General features: G+C 52.5%; 15 protein-coding genes. 14 read left to right on the top strand and 1 reads right to left on the bottom strand.

Annotated features, from left to right (window positions below; all coding sequences use genetic code 11):
* The first annotated feature begins 6 nt into the window (after positions 1–6).
* The 5 genes from DAQ1742_RS13555 (at position 7) to nei (ending at position 3,954) form a co-directional block, all read left to right on the top strand.
* Entirely contained in the window at positions 7–750 is a 744-nt protein-coding gene (locus DAQ1742_RS13555; protein ID WP_035340792.1) for a type 2 GTP cyclohydrolase I, read from the top strand.
* A gap of 91 nt (positions 751–841) precedes the next feature.
* Positions 842–1,501 (top strand): 5-oxoprolinase subunit PxpB, encoded by a 660-nt coding sequence (pxpB, locus tag DAQ1742_RS13550; protein WP_035340794.1) that lies wholly within the window; start codon positions 842–844, stop codon positions 1,499–1,501.
* The gene (pxpC, locus tag DAQ1742_RS13545) at positions 1,495–2,424 is read left to right on the top strand and encodes a 5-oxoprolinase subunit PxpC (RefSeq protein ID WP_180706148.1); all 930 of its coding nucleotides are present in this window, start codon (positions 1,495–1,497) and stop codon (positions 2,422–2,424) included. The genes pxpB and pxpC overlap by 7 nt, the downstream gene beginning before the upstream one ends.
* Positions 2,414–3,157 (top strand): 5-oxoprolinase subunit PxpA, encoded by a 744-nt coding sequence (gene pxpA / locus DAQ1742_RS13540; RefSeq protein WP_035340799.1) that lies wholly within the window; start codon positions 2,414–2,416, stop codon positions 3,155–3,157. The genes pxpC and pxpA overlap by 11 nt, the downstream gene beginning before the upstream one ends.
* Positions 3,158–3,165: 8 nt before the next feature.
* Positions 3,166–3,954, top strand: coding sequence for an endonuclease VIII (nei, locus tag DAQ1742_RS13535; RefSeq protein ID WP_035340801.1), 789 nt, complete (start codon positions 3,166–3,168; stop codon positions 3,952–3,954).
* Between the two features lie 79 nt (positions 3,955–4,033).
* Here nei and DAQ1742_RS13530 read toward each other — a convergent pair whose 3' ends face one another.
* Positions 4,034–5,320, bottom strand: a complete 1,287-nt coding sequence (locus DAQ1742_RS13530; RefSeq protein ID WP_035340803.1) for a citrate synthase — start codon at positions 5,318–5,320, stop codon at positions 4,034–4,036.
* 651 nt (positions 5,321–5,971) lie between these two features.
* On the opposite strand from DAQ1742_RS13530, the gene sdhC reads away from it, so the two are divergent.
* From sdhC to cydA, 9 genes are all read left to right on the top strand, one after another.
* Positions 5,972–6,361 (top strand): succinate dehydrogenase cytochrome b556 subunit, encoded by a 390-nt coding sequence (sdhC, locus tag DAQ1742_RS13525; RefSeq protein ID WP_035340805.1) that lies wholly within the window; start codon positions 5,972–5,974, stop codon positions 6,359–6,361.
* Positions 6,355–6,702: a succinate dehydrogenase membrane anchor subunit gene (gene sdhD / locus DAQ1742_RS13520; RefSeq protein WP_035340807.1), complete on the top strand. Its 348-nt coding sequence runs from the start codon at positions 6,355–6,357 to the stop codon at positions 6,700–6,702. The genes sdhC and sdhD overlap by 7 nt, the downstream gene beginning before the upstream one ends.
* Positions 6,702–8,468, top strand: coding sequence for a succinate dehydrogenase flavoprotein subunit (gene sdhA / locus DAQ1742_RS13515; RefSeq protein WP_035340813.1), 1,767 nt, complete (start codon positions 6,702–6,704; stop codon positions 8,466–8,468). The genes sdhD and sdhA overlap by 1 nt, the downstream gene beginning before the upstream one ends.
* Before the next feature lie 18 nt (positions 8,469–8,486).
* Positions 8,487–9,203: a succinate dehydrogenase iron-sulfur subunit gene (locus DAQ1742_RS13510; protein ID WP_035340816.1), complete on the top strand. Its 717-nt coding sequence runs from the start codon at positions 8,487–8,489 to the stop codon at positions 9,201–9,203.
* Between the two features lie 243 nt (positions 9,204–9,446).
* A complete protein-coding gene (gene sucA / locus DAQ1742_RS13505) occupies positions 9,447–12,254 on the top strand; it encodes a 2-oxoglutarate dehydrogenase E1 component (protein ID WP_035340818.1) in 2,808 nt (935 codons plus the stop codon).
* Between the two features lie 17 nt (positions 12,255–12,271).
* Positions 12,272–13,486, top strand: coding sequence for a 2-oxoglutarate dehydrogenase complex dihydrolipoyllysine-residue succinyltransferase (odhB, locus tag DAQ1742_RS13500; protein ID WP_035340820.1), 1,215 nt, complete (start codon positions 12,272–12,274; stop codon positions 13,484–13,486).
* A 152-nt stretch (positions 13,487–13,638) separates the two neighbouring features.
* Entirely contained in the window at positions 13,639–14,805 is a 1,167-nt protein-coding gene (gene sucC / locus DAQ1742_RS13495) for an ADP-forming succinate--CoA ligase subunit beta (RefSeq protein ID WP_067486647.1), read from the top strand.
* Positions 14,805–15,677: a succinate--CoA ligase subunit alpha gene (gene sucD / locus DAQ1742_RS13490; protein ID WP_180706147.1), complete on the top strand. Its 873-nt coding sequence runs from the start codon at positions 14,805–14,807 to the stop codon at positions 15,675–15,677. Before sucC ends, sucD begins: the two co-directional genes overlap by 1 nt.
* A gap of 800 nt (positions 15,678–16,477) precedes the next feature.
* A complete protein-coding gene (gene cydA, locus DAQ1742_RS13485) occupies positions 16,478–18,043 on the top strand; it encodes a cytochrome ubiquinol oxidase subunit I (RefSeq protein ID WP_035340823.1) in 1,566 nt (521 codons plus the stop codon).
* Positions 18,044–18,048 lie beyond the last annotated feature (5 nt).

Genomic DNA, 18,048 nt, shown 5'->3' with positions numbered 1-18,048 from the left:
ATGGGTATGCGCAATACCGAGCTGGAAAGCTTGCTGAATGGGTTTTTGAACGTTACCGCCTTTCAGGACTACGGCCCTAACGGGTTACAGGTGGAAGGCCGTGAAACGGTGCGCCGTATCGTGACCGGTGTGACCGCCTGCCAGGCCCTGCTCGATGCCGCGGTGGCGCATCAGGCGGATGCGGTACTGGTGCATCATGGGTATTTCTGGCGTAACGAAACGGCGATTATCCGTGGCATGAAGCGTCAGCGCCTGAAAACATTGTTGGCGAATGACATCAATTTGTACGGCTATCATCTGCCGCTGGATGCCCACCCGACGGTCGGCAACAACGCTCAACTGGCGGCCATGCTTGGCATTCGTACACTGGGGGACATTGAGCCGTTCCTGCCCTATGGCGAGCTGGCTGTAGAGCAAACCGCACAGGCATTGCAACAGACGCTGGAGCATCAGTTGGCGCGCCCGGTATTACATTGTGGTGACAATGCACCAGCCCATATACGGCGCGTTGCCTGGTGTACCGGTGGCGGACAGAGCTTGATTGAACAGGCGGCGCAGTTTGGTGTCGATGCCTTTATCACGGGCGAAGTCTCCGAGAAAACCATCCACATCGCCCGTGAAATGGGGCTGCATTTTTACGCCGCAGGCCATCATGCAACCGAGCGAGCTGGCATACGCGCGCTGGGCGAGTGGCTTGCAACTGAACATGGATTTGATGTGACATTTATCGATATCCCGAACCCGGCATAGTCCGTGGTAATCCCCCGAGGCCAGAAACGGTGCGTAATGCCGATGTCGGGGGCCGTTTGGTAAAGGATGGGAACATCGCTCAGGAGGTAGGATGCAACGCGCGCGCTGTTATCTGTTAGGGGAAAAAGCGGTTGTGCTGGAGCTTGAGCCGCCATTGCGTCTGGAAAGCCAGCAGCGGATATGGGGGCTGGCCGAGCGTCTGACAGGGCATGAGGATGTCAGTGAGGTCATTCCCGGCATGAACAACCTGACCGTGGTGTTAAAACATCCCCGTCAGAGTGCGCTGGATGCGATAGAGCGCTTACAACGCTGGTGGGAAGAGAGTGAAGCTGTCGGTGAATTGCCCGCGCGTGATATTGATATTCCGGTGGTGTACGGCGGTGAGCAAGGGCCGGATTTACTCATTGTGGCGGAGCACTGCGGCCTGACGCCACAACAAGTGGTCGAGCGCCATGCCGCCGGGCGTTATATCGTCTATTTTCTGGGTTTTCAGCCCGGATTTCCCTATCTCGGTGGGCTGGATGAAGCCCTGTTTGTGCCCCGGCGTGCAGAGCCGCGCCTTCTGGTGCCTGCGGGTTCTGTCGCCATCGGCGGCAGCCAGACCGGGGTTTATCCACTCGCCACACCCGGCGGCTGGCAACTGATTGGCCGCACCTCGGTGGCGCTGTTTCAGCCGATGCACACACCGCCTGTCTTGCTCAAAGCGGGTGACCGGGTTCGCTTTGTACCGCAACGGGAGGGCGTATGCTGAACATTCTCCGCGCCGGATTACAGACGACGGTGCAGGACACCGGACGTAATGGGGTCAGATCATTGGGCATAAGCCAGTGCGGTGCACTGGATGTACCGGCACTGAAGCTGGCTAATCTGCTGGTGGCAAACCCGGAGCGAGCCGCTGCGCTGGAAGTGACGCTGGGACAACTGGTAGCGACATTTACCACACCCTGCTGGATTGCGCTAACCGGCGCTGACTGCCACGCCACGCTTGACGGTAAACCCTTGTGGACGGGCTGGTGTTTTGCCGTGCAGGCCGGGCAGACGCTACGCTTGCGCTCACCGCGTAACGGGATGCGCAGCTATCTGGCGGTGTCCGGGGGATTGCTGGTGCCGCAGGTGCTGGGCTCGTGCAGTACCGATGTCAAAGCCGGTATCGGCGGGGTGGCGGGGCGTCCTTTGGTTGACGGGGATGCGTTACCGTTAGGCGAGCCGCAACGTTTGCCTTTACGCTCTGTTGGCGTGAAGCAATTGCTGTTTACCAACCGGGTAAGGGTGCTGCCGGGGCCGGAGTATCAGGAGTTTAGCAAGGTATCGCGTGATGATTTTTGGCGGACAGGCTGGCATCTCAGCCCGCAAAGCAATCGTATGGGATATCGTCTGCAAGGGCCGGAACTGGTGCGCGAGACGCCACGGGAGATGCTCTCTCACGGTTTGCTGCCGGGTGTGATTCAGGTGCCGCATAATGGCAAACCGATTGTGCTGATGAGCGATGCCCAGACAACCGGTGGCTATCCCCGTATTGGTTGTGTGATTGAGGCCGATCTCTATCATCTGGCGCAAATGCGTCTGGGTGAACCGGTGCATTTCCTGCGCTGCTCACTGGATGAAGCGCTCCATGCCGCACAGGCGCAGCAGCATTACCTGGAACAACTGGCCTGGAGGTTGCATGGTCATTGATTTAAACGCTGATTTGGGCGAAGGGGGCTTGCATGATGAGGCGTTATTACAGTGTGTGAGCTCTGCCAACATTGCCTGTGGGTTCCACGCAGGCGATGCGCAAACCATGCGCCAGTCGGTACGCTGGGCATTGCAGTACGGTGTTGCTATCGGGGCACACCCCAGCTTTCCCGATCGTGAAAATTTTGGCCGCACCGCCATGAGCCTGCCTGCCGAAACGGTGTATGCCCAGGTTATCTATCAGGTGGGGGCGCTGGCAGCTATCGCCAAAGCTGAAGGCGGGCAACTGTTCCATGTCAAACCGCATGGCATGTTGTATAACCAGGCGGCGCGTGATGCGGCACTGGCGGATGCGATTGCCCGTGCTGTCGCGGCCGTTGACCCGGCGTTATATCTGGTCGGGCTTTCCGGCAGCGAACTGATTCGCGCTGGCAAGCGAGCAGGGCTGGCAACGCGTGAAGAAGTGTTTGCCGATCGCAGCTATCAGGCAGACGGTTCACTGGTGCCGCGCGATCAACCTTCGGCGGTGATCAGCAGTGATGAACTGGCGCTGGCTCAGACGCTTGAGATGGTGCAACGCCAGCGGGTGCGAGCCAGCAACGGCAGTTGGGTTGCGGTGGTGGCACAAACCGTGTGTTTGCACGGTGATAATGAACATGCGCTGACATTCGCCCGACGCTTGCGGCAGTGCTTTACCCAGTACGGTATCCACGTCAGCGCCCGTCAGGAGTAGGAGTACGCATGCCAGAAGGCCCCGAAATTCGCCGTGCTGCCGATAGCCTTGCTGCCGCTGTGGCAGGAAAAACGCTGACCCGCGTGTGGTTTGCTTTTCCCGAGCTCAAACCCTATGAAACGATACTGACAGGCACGCGGGTTGAACGGGTGAGCAGCCGGGGAAAAGCGCTGTTGACGTGGTTCGCCAATGGGTGGGTGATGTACAGCCACAATCAGCTCTACGGCGTCTGGCGGGTGGGTAAATCGCTGGCGGACACACGCCGGGAATTGCGGGTCAGACTGGAGACGGACGATAACGCCGTGTCACTCTATAGTGCTTCAGACGTGAGCATTTTAAGTGCTGCTCAGCTTGAAGCCCATCCTTTCTTGCAGCGTCTTGGGCCTGATGTACTGGATGAGACGTTGAGTGCTGAGCGCGTGCGAGAGCGATTGCTGTCGGCCCGCTTCGGTCGCAGGCAGCTTGGGGCATTGTTGCTTGACCAGGGGTTTCTGGCTGGGCTTGGCAACTATCTGCGGGTGGAAGTTTTATGGGCATGTGCGCTTAGCCCGATGCGGCGAGCGGTGGATCTGAATGAGCATGAACTGGCGGTGTTAAGCCAGAATCTGCTGGATATTCCTCGCTTGTCGTACCAGACCCGCGGCAGTGCAAGTGACGATGAACGTTATCATGGTGCGCGGTTCCGGTTTCATGCTTTTCATCGCGATGGCGAGCCTTGCGGGCGTTGTGGTCAATTGATCGTGAAAAGTCAGGTCACCTCACGGCCATTTTATGCTTGCCCGCATTGCCAGCGATAGCGTAACGGTGAGCCGGTAAACATGAAAAAGGCCGGGAATACCCGGCCTTTGTACTGGTTTTTACCCCGACAAAGCGTTGTTAACGTTTAGTGACCGAGGGGGCGAAATCGCGCTCGCTGTGGCCGGTATACAACTGGCGCGGACGCGCAATTTTCAGCCCTTCACCATGCATTTCGCTCCAGTGGGCAATCCAGCCAACGGTACGTGCCATCGCAAAGATAACGGTGAACATGGTTGATGGAATACCCATGGCTTTGAGGATGATGCCTGAGTAGAAGTCCACATTCGGGTAGAGCTTACGTTCGATGAAGTACGGGTCGTTCAGAGCAATGTTTTCCAGCTCCATCGCAACTTCCAGCAGGTCATCTTTCGTACCCAGCTCTTTTAGCACCTCATGGCAGGTCTGGCGCATAACGGTAGCGCGCGGGTCATAGTTTTTATAAACACGATGCCCAAAGCCCATCAGGCGGAACGAGTCATTTTTATCTTTGGCGCGCTTGATAAAAGCCGGAATATGCTCAACAGAGCTTATCTCTTCAAGCATACGCAAACAGGCTTCGTTAGCACCACCGTGTGCAGGCCCCCACAGTGAAGCGATACCCGCAGCAATACACGCGAATGGGTTGGCACCTGAAGACCCCGCAGTACGCACGGTTGAGGTAGAAGCATTCTGCTCATGGTCGGCATGGAGAATCAGGATGCGATCCATTGCCCGCTCCAGCACCGGGTTAACGACATACTGTTCGCAAGGTGTGGCGAACATCATATGCAGGAAATTCCCGGCATAGGACAAATCATTACGCGGATAAACGAACGGCTGGCCGATAGAGTATTTGTAACACATCGCTGCCACAGTCGGCATTTTTGACAGCAGACGATAAGCCGCGATTTCACGATGACGCTCGTTACCGATATCCAGCGAGTCATGATAGAACGCCGCCAGTGCGCCCGTTACACCGCACAGTACCGCCATAGGGTGCGAGTCACGGCGAAAGCCGTGGAACAGGCGGGTAATCTGTTCATGCACCATGGTATGACGCGTGACCGTCGTTTTGAAGGTGTCGTACTGTTCCTGTGTTGGGGCTTCGCCAAACAACAGAATATAACAAACTTCAAGATAGTTTGATTTTTCAGCCAGTTGTGCAATCGGATACCCGCGGTGCAACAACACACCCTGATCGCCATCAATGTAGGTAATTTTAGATTCGCAGGATGCGGTGGAAGTGAAACCGGGGTCAAACGTGAAGTAACCTTTAGAACCCAGGCTACGAATATCAATTTCGTCGTTGCCAAGCGTACCTGACAGCACATTCAGCTCAATTGCTTCTTTGCCGTCTATTGTAAGCGTTGCTTTTTTATCAGCCATTTACAGTCTCCTTAGCGCTTTAATCTTTAATTTTAAAAATTCGTCACTGCAGAAATACCGTCATGCCCGCACGCTGGACAAAGTAAACAGACCAGACGTCGCTCTGTCGTCAGGAACAAGACTGGATACAGAGTTGACTGTTATCGTCAGGCGGCCACAGCCAGGAATGAACAGGTTGTTCTTCCTGCCAAGGGGTTGACCCTGTCCTGCTCTAAGTGTAGCTAGTACTTATAACTTTTCCGTGGACTTTATTCCCCACTGTTACATAACTTTGGCGAATGGGAAAGAGCTACTGACAAGCTTTAACAGGGCCAATGTATTCTTGGGCACTAGTTGTAATTTAAATGTTTAAGATTTGTCAAATCAGATAATTAATTTTATATAAATTGTGAAATGCGTGATCTTAATCACTGTTCAGGGCAAATGTGCCCAAACCGTTTGTAGGGTAATTGTAATGGGAATGTGAAGTGCCTATACTGCCGCCAGGTCTCCGGAATACCCTGCAGTAGGAGCACCCAGTGTGATCGGTTTGCATAACTGAAGTATTAAGGATTGTTACTCAGGTGTGCATCAACAGAGACGAACACCATCTCATCGTCCACACTGTCTGACCCCACAACAGGTCCGGAGGAAGAAAATAATAAAAGCTGTGTGGGCAAACCCGTGAAAAAACAAAGACCTGTCAATCTGGATCTCCAAACGATCCAGTTCCCCGTTACTGCGATAGCATCTATTCTTCACCGTGTCTCCGGCGTTATTACGTTTGTGGCTGTGGGTATTCTGTTATGGCTGCTTGGTCTCTCCCTGTCTTCCGCTGAAGGGTTTGCTCAGGCATCGGCCATCATGGGCAGCTTCATCGTGAAATTCATTGTCTGGGGCATCATGACCGCGCTGGCCTATCATATCGTCGGTGGTCTTCGCCATTTGCTGATGGATTTCGGTTATATCGAAGAAAATTTCGCCGCAGGCGCTCGTTCTGCAAAAACCTCGTTCATCATTACTGTCGTGCTTTCATTTTTGGCTGGAGTCCTCGTATGGTAAGCAATGCCTCCGCATTGGGGCGCAATGGCGTACACGACTGGTTATTACTTCGTGCTTCTGCCATCGTCATCGTGCTGTATGTGCTTTATATCGTTGGCTTTGTAGCCAGCGCCGGTAACATTACCTATGAAGTCTGGCATGGTTTCTTTGCCATGCATCTCACCAAGGTATTCACCCTGCTGACGCTATTTGCGATTTTGGTTCATGCCTGGATTGGCATGTGGCAGGTGTTGACTGACTACATCAAACCGTTAGCCATTCGCCTGACATTGCAACTGGCGATTGTGGTCGCGTTACTGGTGTACGTCATTTATGGAACTGTTGTGGTGTGGGGTGCGTGATGAATTTGCCAATCAGAGAGTTTGATGCTGTTGTTGTTGGCGCAGGTGGCGCGGGAATGCGTGCTGCATTGCAGATTTCTCAGATGGGGTTGTCGTGCGCCCTGTTATCAAAAGTCTTTCCGACCCGCTCTCATACCGTTTCCGCTCAGGGTGGCATCACGGTAGCGCTGGGTAATTCCCATGAAGATAACTGGGAATGGCATATGTATGACACCGTGAAAGGGTCTGACTATATCGGCGATCAGGATGCGATTGAATACATGTGTAAAACCGGCCCGGAAGCCATTCTGGAGCTTGAACACATGGGGTTGCCGTTCTCGCGTCTGGACGATGGTCGCATTTATCAGCGTCCGTTTGGTGGTCAGTCCAAAAATTTCGGCGGCGAGCAGGCAGCGCGTACCGCGGCGGCGGCAGACCGCACCGGTCACGCCTTGTTGCATACGCTGTATCAACAGAATCTGAAAAATCACACCACCATCTTCTCCGAATGGTACGCGCTTGATTTGGTTAAAAATCAGGATGGCGCGGTGGTTGGATGTACCGCTATCTGTATTGAAACCGGTGAAGTCGTCTATTTCAAAGCCCGCGCGACGGTGCTGGCAACCGGCGGCGCGGGCCGTATTTATCAGTCCACTACTAATGCCCATATCAATACCGGTGATGGTGTTGGTATGGCTCTGCGTGCCGGTGTACCGGTACAGGATATGGAAATGTGGCAGTTCCACCCGACTGGCATTGCTGGTGCTGGGGTATTGGTGACTGAGGGGTGCCGTGGCGAAGGCGGCTATCTGCTGAATAAACACGGTGAGCGTTTCATGGAGCGCTATGCACCGAATGCCAAAGATCTGGCCGGCCGTGACGTGGTAGCCCGTTCTATCATGATTGAAATTCGTGAAGGGCGTGGTTGTGAAGGCCCGTGGGGGCCGCATGCCAAGCTGAAACTGGATCATTTAGGTAAAGAGGTATTGGAATCTCGCTTGCCGGGGATTCTGGAGCTTTCCCGTACCTTCGCTCACGTCGATCCGGTTAAAGAGCCTATTCCGGTTATCCCAACGTGTCACTACATGATGGGCGGCATTCCGACCAAAGTGACAGGTCAGGCGCTGACGGTAAACGAGAAGGGCGAAGATGTGGTGATCCCAGGTTTGTTCGCTGTGGGTGAAATCGCCTGTGTATCGGTGCACGGTGCGAACCGTTTGGGGGGTAACTCACTGCTTGATTTGGTGGTGTTTGGCCGTTCTGCCGGTATGCATCTGCAAGAATCTCTGGCCGAGCAGGGAGCAAGCCGTGATGCCAGTGAGTCTGATATCGACGCCTCACTTGACCGGCTTAACCGCTGGAATACCACCCGCTCTGGTGAAGATCCGGTCGAAATACGCAAAGCGTTGCAGTCTTGTATGCAAAACAATTTCTCGGTATTCCGAGAAGGTGATGCGATGGCAAAAGGGCTGGAAGAACTGAAAGTGATTCGTGAGCGCCTCAAAAATGCCCGTTTGGATGATACATCGAGTGAGTTTAATACCCAGCGTATTGAGTGCCTGGAGCTGGATAATTTGATGGAAACGGCTTATGCAACTGCCGTATCAGCCAATTTCCGTACGGAAAGTCGTGGTGCGCATAGCCGCTTCGACTACCCTGATCGTGATGACGAGAACTGGTTGTGCCATTCGTTGTATCAACCGCAAAGTGAGAGCATGACGCGCCGTGAGGTGAACATGCAGCCCAAACTGCGCCCGGCCTTCCCGCCGAAAGTGCGTACCTACTAATTGTGCGGAGAAACAGCGATGAAAGTTGAATTTTCCATTTATCGTTATAACCCGGATGTCGATAACGCGCCGCGCATGCAGGATTATACGCTGGAAGCCGAAGATGGCCGGGACATGATGCTGCTCGATGCGTTGATTCAGCTCAAAGAGCAGGATCCAACGCTGGCGTTCCGGCGTTCGTGTCGTGAAGGCGTGTGCGGTTCTGATGGTTTGAACATGAACGGTAAAAACGGTCTGGCTTGCATCACACCGGTTTCCACTTTGCGCAACGGTAATAACAAAATTGTGATCCGGCCATTGCCGGGATTACCGGTTGTGCGTGATTTGGTGGTAGACATGGGCCAGTTCTATGCTCAATATGAGAAAATCAAACCTTACCTGTTGAATAATGGGAAGAATCCACCAGCCCGTGAACATTTGCAGGCACCAGAGCAACGTGAAAAGTTAGATGGATTATACGAGTGCATTATGTGTGCCTGTTGTTCCACCTCATGTCCGTCGTTCTGGTGGAATCCGGACAAATTTATCGGGCCTGCGGGTTTGCTGGCGGCCTATCGCTTCCTGATTGATAGTCGTGATACGCAAACGCAGGCACGTCTGGATGATTTGAATGATGCTTTCAGTGTGTTCCGCTGCCATAGCATCATGAACTGCGTCAGCGTATGTCCTAAAGGACTTAATCCGACGCGGGCTATTGGGCATATTAAATCGATGTTACTGCAACGCAGCGCCTGATTGTTCAGCAGCTAAGATGACATGCTCCCTTGCAAGCGAGCAGGGGAGCTGGCAGGAAACCTTTAAAAGCCGGCTCACGCGCCGAACCGTTTTTTAAAGGTTCCTTCTGGATAGGAATATGCGCCTCGTGCGTCAGAAGGCACTGTAAGTGAACCGTTTTTACGGCTGTCCGTTTTTATTACGGCAAGATAAAACATGTTAACCACGGCGAAAACTGAAGGCTTATTAGCTTAAGGGATCACAATGCAGAACGGCGCAATGAAGGCCTGGCTGGATTCCTCCTATCTGGCGGGCGCGAACCAGTCCTACATAGAGCAGCTCTATGAAGATTTTTTAACAGATCCAGATTCTATCGATCACAGCTGGCGTTCGATCTTTCAACAACTTCCTACCACCGGGGTTAAACCCGATCAGCTTCACTCTAAAACGCGTGATTATTTCCGCCGTTTGGCGAAAGATGCGGCGCGTTATGCTTCTTCTATTACCGATCCTGACAGCGATGCGAAGCAGGTGAAAGTCCTGCAATTGATAAACGCTTTCCGTTTCCGTGGTCATCAGCATGCTAATCTTGATCCACTGGGCTTATGGAAGCAGGATCGCGTCGCCGATTTGGAACTGGCCTATCATAATTTGACGGATAACGATCTCAAAGAGAGCTTTAACGTTGGGTCGTTTGCGATAGGTAAAGACACCATGCAGTTGGGCGAACTCTATGCCGCCCTTAAGCAGACCTATTGCGGCTCGATTGGTGCAGAGTATATGCACATCACCAATACGGATGAGAAGCGCTGGATTCAGCAACGCATTGAATCAGTTGTCGGGCAACCAAGTTTTACCAATCAAGAAAGAAAACGGTTTCTGAAAGAGCTGACGGCGGCTGAAGGGCTGGAGCGTTATCTCGGGGCTAAATTTCCTGGTGCGAAACGTTTCTCGCTGGAAGGTGGCGATGCGTTAATCCCGATGCTTAAAGAAATGATCCGGCATGCGGGTAAGAATGGCACACGCGAAGTGGTAATGGGGATGGCCCACCGCGGTCGTCTCAATGTGCTGGTCAACGTGATGGGGAAAAAACCTCAGGATCTGTTTGATGAGTTCTCTGGTAAACATAAAGATCACCTCGGTACGGGTGACGTGAAATACCACCAGGGTTTTTCGTCTGATATGGAAACCGAAGGGGGCAAAGTCCATTTGGCTCTGGCCTTTAACCCTTCACATCTGGAAATCGTCAGCCCGGTGGTAATGGGGTCGGTTCGTGCGCGTATCGATAGGCTGGATAAACCCAGCAGTTCATTGGTGCTGCCGATTACGATTCACGGCGATGCGGCTATTGCTGGCCAGGGTGTGGTGCAAGAAACCCTGAACATGTCTCAGGCCCGTGGCTATGAAGTCGGCGGTACTATTCGCATTGTTATCAACAATCAGGTGGGATTTACAACCTCTAACCCGCGTGATGCCCGCTCTACTGAATACTGTACTGATATTGGCAAGATGGTACAGGCTCCGATTTTCCACGTTAATGCGGATGACCCTGAAGCGGTGGCGTTTGTGACTCGCCTGGCGCTGGATTTCCGCAACACCTTCAAACGCGATGTGTTCATTGATTTGGTCTGTTATCGCCGTCATGGCCATAACGAAGCGGATGAGCCGAGTGCGACTCAGCCCGTGATGTACCAGAAAATCAAGAAGCATCCGACACCGCGTAAAATTTATGCCGATCGTCTGGAGCAGCAAAAAGTCTCGACGCTTGAGGATGCGACTGAGCTGGTCAACGTCTATCGCGATGCGCTGGATGCTGGCGAATGCGTGGTAGATGAATGGCGACCAATGGATATGCACTCTTTCGCCTGGATGTCTTATCTCAACCATGAGTGGGATGAGCCTTATCCGCATAAGGTAGAAACCAAGCGCTTACAAGAATTGGCCCGTCGCATCAGCGAAGTGCCATCGGCACTGGAAATGCAGCCGCGCGTTGCCAAGATTTATAATGACCGCGCTGAAATGGCGGCTGGTGAGAAATTGTTCGACTGGGGTGGGGCTGAAACGCTGGCCTACGCGACCCTGGTTGATGAAGGGGTTCCGGTGCGCTTGTCGGGTGAAGATGCCGGACGCGGGACGTTCTTCCATCGTCATGCGGTGGTGCATAACCAGAAAGGCGGTTCTACTTATACACCGCTGATGCATGTCCATAACGCGCAAGGCGTGTTTAATGTCTGGGACTCTGTTCTGTCAGAAGAAGCCGTACTGGCATTTGAATACGGCTATGCGACGGCAGAACCGCGTACGCTGACCATCTGGGAAGCACAATTTGGTGACTTCGCTAACGGTGCACAGGTGGTTATCGATCAGTTCATCAGTTCTGGTGAGCAGAAATGGGGCCGTATGTGTGGTCTGGTGATGTTGCTGCCGCATGGCTATGAAGGCCAGGGGCCGGAACACTCCTCTGCACGTCTGGAACGTTATCTGCAATTGTGTGCTGAACAGAATATGCAGGTATGCGTCCCCTCTACGCCAGCACAGGTGTATCACATGCTGCGCCGTCAGGCGTTACGTGGCATGCGCCGTCCGCTGATTGTTATGTCACCGAAATCGTTATTGCGCCACCCGCTGGCAACATCGTCACTTGACGAGCTGGCAAGCGGCCAGTTCCAGCCTGCAATCGGTGAAATTGATGCGCTTGATCCAAAAGCAGTGAAGCGCGTCGTGCTGTGCTCTGGCAAGGTCTACTATGATTTACTGGAGCAACGTCGCAAAAACGAACAGAACGATGTGGCGATTGTACGTATTGAACAGTTATATCCGTTCCCGCATCAGGCTGTGCAGGCTGCACTGGAGCCTTTTGCTCACGTACATGATTTTGTCTGGTGCCAGGAAGAGCCGTTGAATCAGGGGGCATGGTACTGTAGCCAGCACCATTTCCGTGAGGTCATTCCATTTGGTGCCTCGTTGCGGTATGCCGGTCGTCCGGCCTCTGCTTCACCCGCCGTCGGCTATATGTCCGTACACCAGAAACAACAGCAAGCTCTGGTTGATGACGCGCTGAACGTTAATTAAATAAATAAGGATAGATAATGAGTAGCGTAGACATTCTTGTTCCCGATCTGCCGGAGTCAGTCGCTGATGCCACTGTGGCTACCTGGCACAAGAAACCGGGTGATAGCGTCCAGCGTGATGACGTGCTGGTAGAAATTGAAACGGACAAAGTGGTGTTGGAAGTGCCGGCTATTGAAGCGGGTGTGCTGGAAGTGGTGCTGGAAGCAGAAGGTGCAACCGTCACCTCTCGTCAGGTACTCGGACGCCTGCGCCCCGGAGATAACTCGGGTAAAGAAACCAGCGAGAAAGCACAAAGTAAAGAATCAACGCCAGCACAGCGCCACACCGCAGGGCTGGAAGACGAGAATAATGATGCCCTCAGCCCGGCGATTCGTCGCCTGATTGCCGAGCACGATCTGGATGCTGCTGCTATCAAAGGCAGTGGTGTCGGTGGACGAATTACGCGTGAAGATGTAGAGAAACATCTGGCAAGCCAGAAAAAAGCACCAGCAGTAGCACCTGACGTGGTGGCTTCGGCACCGGTACTCGCCAGCCGCAGTGAAAAACGCGTGCCGATGACCCGCCTGCGTAAGCGTGTCGCTGAGCGTTTACTGGAAGCGAAGAATAGTACCGCCATGCTGACGACGTTCAATGAAGTCAACATGCAGCCTATCATGGATTTGCGCAAGCAATATGGTGAAGCCTTCGAGAAGCGTCATGGCGTCCGTCTGGGCTTTATGTCTTTCTATATCAAAGCCGTTGTGGAAGCGCTGAAACGCTATCCTGAAGTAAATGCATCTATCGATGGTGAAGATGTGGTGTACCACAACTACTTCGATGTCAGCATCGCGGTGTCTACTCCGCGCGGGCTGGTGACACCCGTGCTGAAAGATGTCGATCTGCTGGGTATGGCCGAGATCGAGAAGAAAATTAAAGAGCTGGCAGTGAAAGGTCGCGACGGTAAATTAACCGTTGAAGAGCTGACTGGCGGAAACTTTACCATCACTAATGGCGGCGTGTTTGGCTCTTTGATGTCTACGCCGATTATCAACCCACCACAAAGCGCGATTCTTGGCATGCATGCCATCAAAGATCGCCCAATGGCCGTTGATGGTCAGGTTGTTATCCTGCCGATGATGTATCTGGCGCTGTCCTACGATCATCGCCTGATTGACGGCCGTGAGTCCGTTGGTTTCCTGGTCACCGTAAAAGAGATGCTCGAAGATCCGGCACGTTTGCTGCTGGACGTCTGACACACTACGGTGAAAGGCGGTTGGCCTGCGCCCGACCGCCGCGATAACGAGTGCTATGCAGGCCGTTACATGAATAACTAAATGAATGTGGCGGCGTTATCCACGATAGAAAGTCCCAGGACTTATCTTCAAACTTAAATGGATAGAACATCATGAATTTACATGAGTATCAGGCAAAACAACTCTTTGCTCGGTATGGTTTGCCGGCTCCGACCGGTTACGCCTGCACAACACCGCGTGAAGCGGAAGAAGCCGCATCAAAAATTGGTGCAGGCCCTTGGGTGGTAAAATGCCAGGTACATGCAGGTGGTCGCGGTAAAGCCGGTGGCGTGAAACTGGTTAATAGCAAAGAAGAGATTCGCGCTTTTGCCGAAAACTGGTTGGGTAAACGTCTGGTGACCTACCAGACAGATGCCAATGGTCAGCCCGTTCATCAAATTCTGGTGGAAGGGGCAACCGATATTGATAAAGAACTCTATCTGGGTGCGGTAGTAGACCGTGGCAGTCGGCGTGTGGTCTTCATGGCCTCGACCGAAGGTGGGGTTGAAATTGAGAAAGTGGCAGAAGAAACGCCGCATCTGATTCATAAAGTGGCGCTTGATCCGCTAACCGGGCCTCAGCCCTATCAGGGGCGTGAACTGGCCTTTAAACTGGGCCTGAGTGGCAAACAGGTTGCACAATTTACCAAAATTTTCATGGGGCTGGCGACGCTGTTCCTGGAACGCGATCTGGCGCTGGTAGAAATTAACCCGCTGGTTATCACTAAGCAAGGCGATTTGATCTGCCTGGATGGCAAGCTGGGTGCAGACGGCAATGCTCTGTTCCGCCAGCCTGAGTTGCGTGAGATGCGTGACCCCTCACAGGAAGATGCACGCGAAGCACATGCAGCCCAGTGGGAACTGAACTATGTTGCCTTGGACGGTAACATTGGCTGTATGGTGAATGGTGCCGGTCTGGCGATGGGGACCATGGATATCGTGAAACTTCATGGTGGTTCCCCGGCCAACTTCCTTGACGTGGGAGGCGGTGCGACCAAAGAGCGAGTGACCGAGGCTTTCAAAATTATTCTGTCTGATGACAAGGTAAAAGCCGTTCTGGTCAATATTTTCGGTGGCATCGTGCGTTGTGACCTGATCGCCGACGGGATTATTGGTGCCGTTGCCGAAGTTGGGGTGAATGTACCGGTCGTGGTGCGTCTGGAAGGGAATAATGCCGAACTGGGTGCACAAAAACTGGCGGATAGTGGTCTGAACATCATTGCTGCGACCAGCCTGACGGATGCGGCTCAGCAAGTGGTTGCGGCAGTGGAGGGTAAATAATGTCCATTCTGATCGATAAAAACACCAAGGTCATCTGTCAGGGTTTTACCGGCAGCCAAGGGTCATTTCATTCTGAACAGGCGATTGCTTACGGAACGTTGATGGTGGGGGGGTTACGCCCAGGTAAGGGCGGCACTGAGCATCTGGGCTTGCCAGTATTTAACACCGTGCGTGAAGCGGTAGAAGCGACCGGAGCGACGGCGTCGGTGATTTACGTTCCGGCACCGTTTTGCAAAGATTCGATTCTGGAAGCGATTGACGCGGGTATTGAGCTGATTATCTGTATCACCGAAGGCATTCCAACGCTTGATATGCTGACAGTGAAAGTGAAGCTTGAGCAGAGTGGGGTTCGGATGATTGGCCCTAACTGTCCGGGCGTTATCACACCTGGTGAGTGCAAAATTGGTATCATGCCGGGTCATATTCATCTGCCGGGTAAAGTGGGTATCGTATCGCGTTCGGGCACATTGACCTATGAAGCAGTGAAGCAAACTACGGATGCCGGTCTGGGCCAGTCAACCTGTGTAGGTATCGGTGGCGACCCGATTCCAGGCTCCAACTTTATCGATATTCTCAAGCTGTTCGAACAAGACCCACAGACTGAGGCTATCGTGATGATTGGTGAAATCGGTGGGACGGCAGAAGAAGAAGCGGCCGCTTACATTAAAGAACACGTCACCAAGCCGGTTGTGGGATACATAGCGGGCGTCACCGCGCCGAAAGGCAAACGCATGGGTCATGCGGGTGCCATCATCGCGGGTGGTAAAGGTACGGCAGATGACAAATTTGCCGCCCTGGAAGCCGCTGGCGTTAAAACTGTACGTAGCCTGGCGGATATCGGTGATGCGGTGAAAGCGGTACTGAGCCGCTAAGTTACCTTCATTCCTGTTCTGGAATGGGTAGACAAAAAATCGAGTCTGTCGTTTTCTGGGTTCGACATGGTTGGCCACTCCTGTGAGTGGCCTTTTTTATTGCAGTCATTTTGTGCCGAGTGTAAGCCCGGTGTATTTGTGGAAATGTGGCTGTCACTGTTGTCCTGACTTATTGCAAAATTTATTGATTGCCGTCGCAAAAAAACAGTTTATCTGAAAACAAACCAACCCAATAAAATAACAATAAAACAACAAATAGGGGGCGATTAAAAAATTTAGTATTCCGAGATCAAATTTCGCCATTTTTAATTAAACTTAAAAATATATTCTTAACAATCTACGCACGAAATCGGTTTATTACATTAAATTAACAATGAGTGTTTGTGTAAAAATAAATACCACAGTTGTTAACATTGCAGGAAATTATTGTTTGAGATCAAAAAAGCGAGCTGGATATCGTTTAAGAAATAAGATTAAATTGCTACAGGTCAATTACGCCTTTGACGGGTTGTTACGCGGGGATTGATGCAGAGGCAAAAACTCAATCCATATCACGTAAAAACTTATTTATTGTAGGGTTACAGAGGCGTAATATACCCGTACTCATATTTGAGTATGTTATTTGTAATTCTGTGATTTTTTTGGCTCACTTTCCAAATGCGCATAGCGACGTGGTAGCGCATATTAAGGCCTGTGCTAAAGCAATTGTTGTGTTTTCTTTAGGTTACTAACTGCCGGGTGTTTAGTGGCTTGTTTGCATAGCGAGCTAAAGACCCTCCTGCGAGGAGCAAGGAGTTAAGATGTTTGATGTAGTCGAACTGTCACGTTTACAGTTTGCCTTGACCGCGATGTATCACTTCCTGTTCGTGCCATTAACGCTGGGGATGGCGTTTTTGCTGGCGATCATGGAAACCGTATATGTCCTGTCCGGTAAACAGATCTACAAAGATATGACCAAGTTCTGGGGCAAGTTATTTGCAATCAACTTCGCACTGGGCGTTTCCACCGGGCTGACTATGGAGTTCCAGTTCGGTACTAACTGGTCATATTACTCTCACTACGTAGGCGATATCTTCGGTGCTCCGCTGGCTATCGAAGGTTTGATGGCATTCTTTCTGGAGTCTACCTTTGTCGGGCTGTTCTTCTTTGGCTGGGATCGTCTGGGCAAAGTTCAGCACATGGCAGTGACATGGTTGGTTGCGTTAGGTTCTAACCTGTCGGCACTGTGGATTCTGGTAGCAAACGGCTGGATGCAAAATCCGATTGCGTCGGATTTCAACTTCGAAACCATGCGTATGGAGATGGTGAGTTTCGCCGATCTGGTGCTTAACCCAGTCGCACAGGTGAAATTCGTCCACACCGTGGCTTCCGGTTATTGCACTGGCGCTATGTTCATTCTGGGCATTAGCTCCTACTACCTGTTGAAAGGGCGTGACATCGCTTTTGCCAAACGATCTTTCGCTATTGCAGCCAGTTTTGGTATGGCGGCGGTACTGTCAGTTATCGTGCTGGGCGACGAATCAGGTTATGAGATGGGTGATGTGCAGAAAACCAAGCTCGCTGCAATCGAAGCTGAGTGGGAAACCCAGCCTGCTCCTGCGGCATTTACCTTATTCGGTGTGCCTAATCAGGATACGATGGAGAATAAATACGCGGTTCAGATCCCCTATATGCTGGGACTCATCGCGACACGCTCTACCGATAAGACGGTCACCGGCCTGAAAGAGCTGATGGTGCAGCATGAAGTGCGTATTCGCAACGGTATGCAGGCTTACCATCTGTTACAGCAGTTGCGTTCCGGTAATACCGATCCTGCTGTGCGCGATGCATTTAACAAAAACAAACAGGATCTGGGCTACGGGTTGTTGCTCAAGCGCTACACGCCAAACGTAGCTGATGCCAGCGAAACGCAGATCAAACAGGCGGTGAAGGACTCCATTCCGCGTGTGGCTCCATTGTACTTCTCTTTCCGTATCATGGTGGCATGTGGCGTACTGATGCTTCTGATTATCGGTCTGTCTTTCTGGACGGTACTGCGTAACAAGATTGGTCAAAAACGTTGGTTGCACCGTGTCGCGTTGTACGGTATCCCACTGCCGTGGATTGCGGTTGAAGCAGGCTGGTTTGTTGCCGAGTATGGCCGTCAGCCCTGGGCTATCGGTGAAGTGTTGCCGACGGCGGTAGCGAATTCTTCGCTGACGGCGGGCGATATCCTGTTCTCTATGGCACTGATTTGCGGTCTCTACACGCTATTCCTGGTCGCTGAACTTTACCTGATGTTCAAGTATGCGCGTCTGGGTCCAAGCAGCCTGAAAACAGGGGCCTATCACTTCGAACAGCCGATCGCGGCTCAGGAAGCACGGTAACAGGA

The sequence above is a fragment of the Dickeya aquatica genome (assembly GCF_900095885.1).
GTDB classification, from domain to species: domain Bacteria; phylum Pseudomonadota; class Gammaproteobacteria; order Enterobacterales; family Enterobacteriaceae; genus Dickeya; species Dickeya aquatica.
Note: the sequence above shows the minus strand (reverse complement) of the source record. Positions and strands in the feature narration are given on the sequence as shown.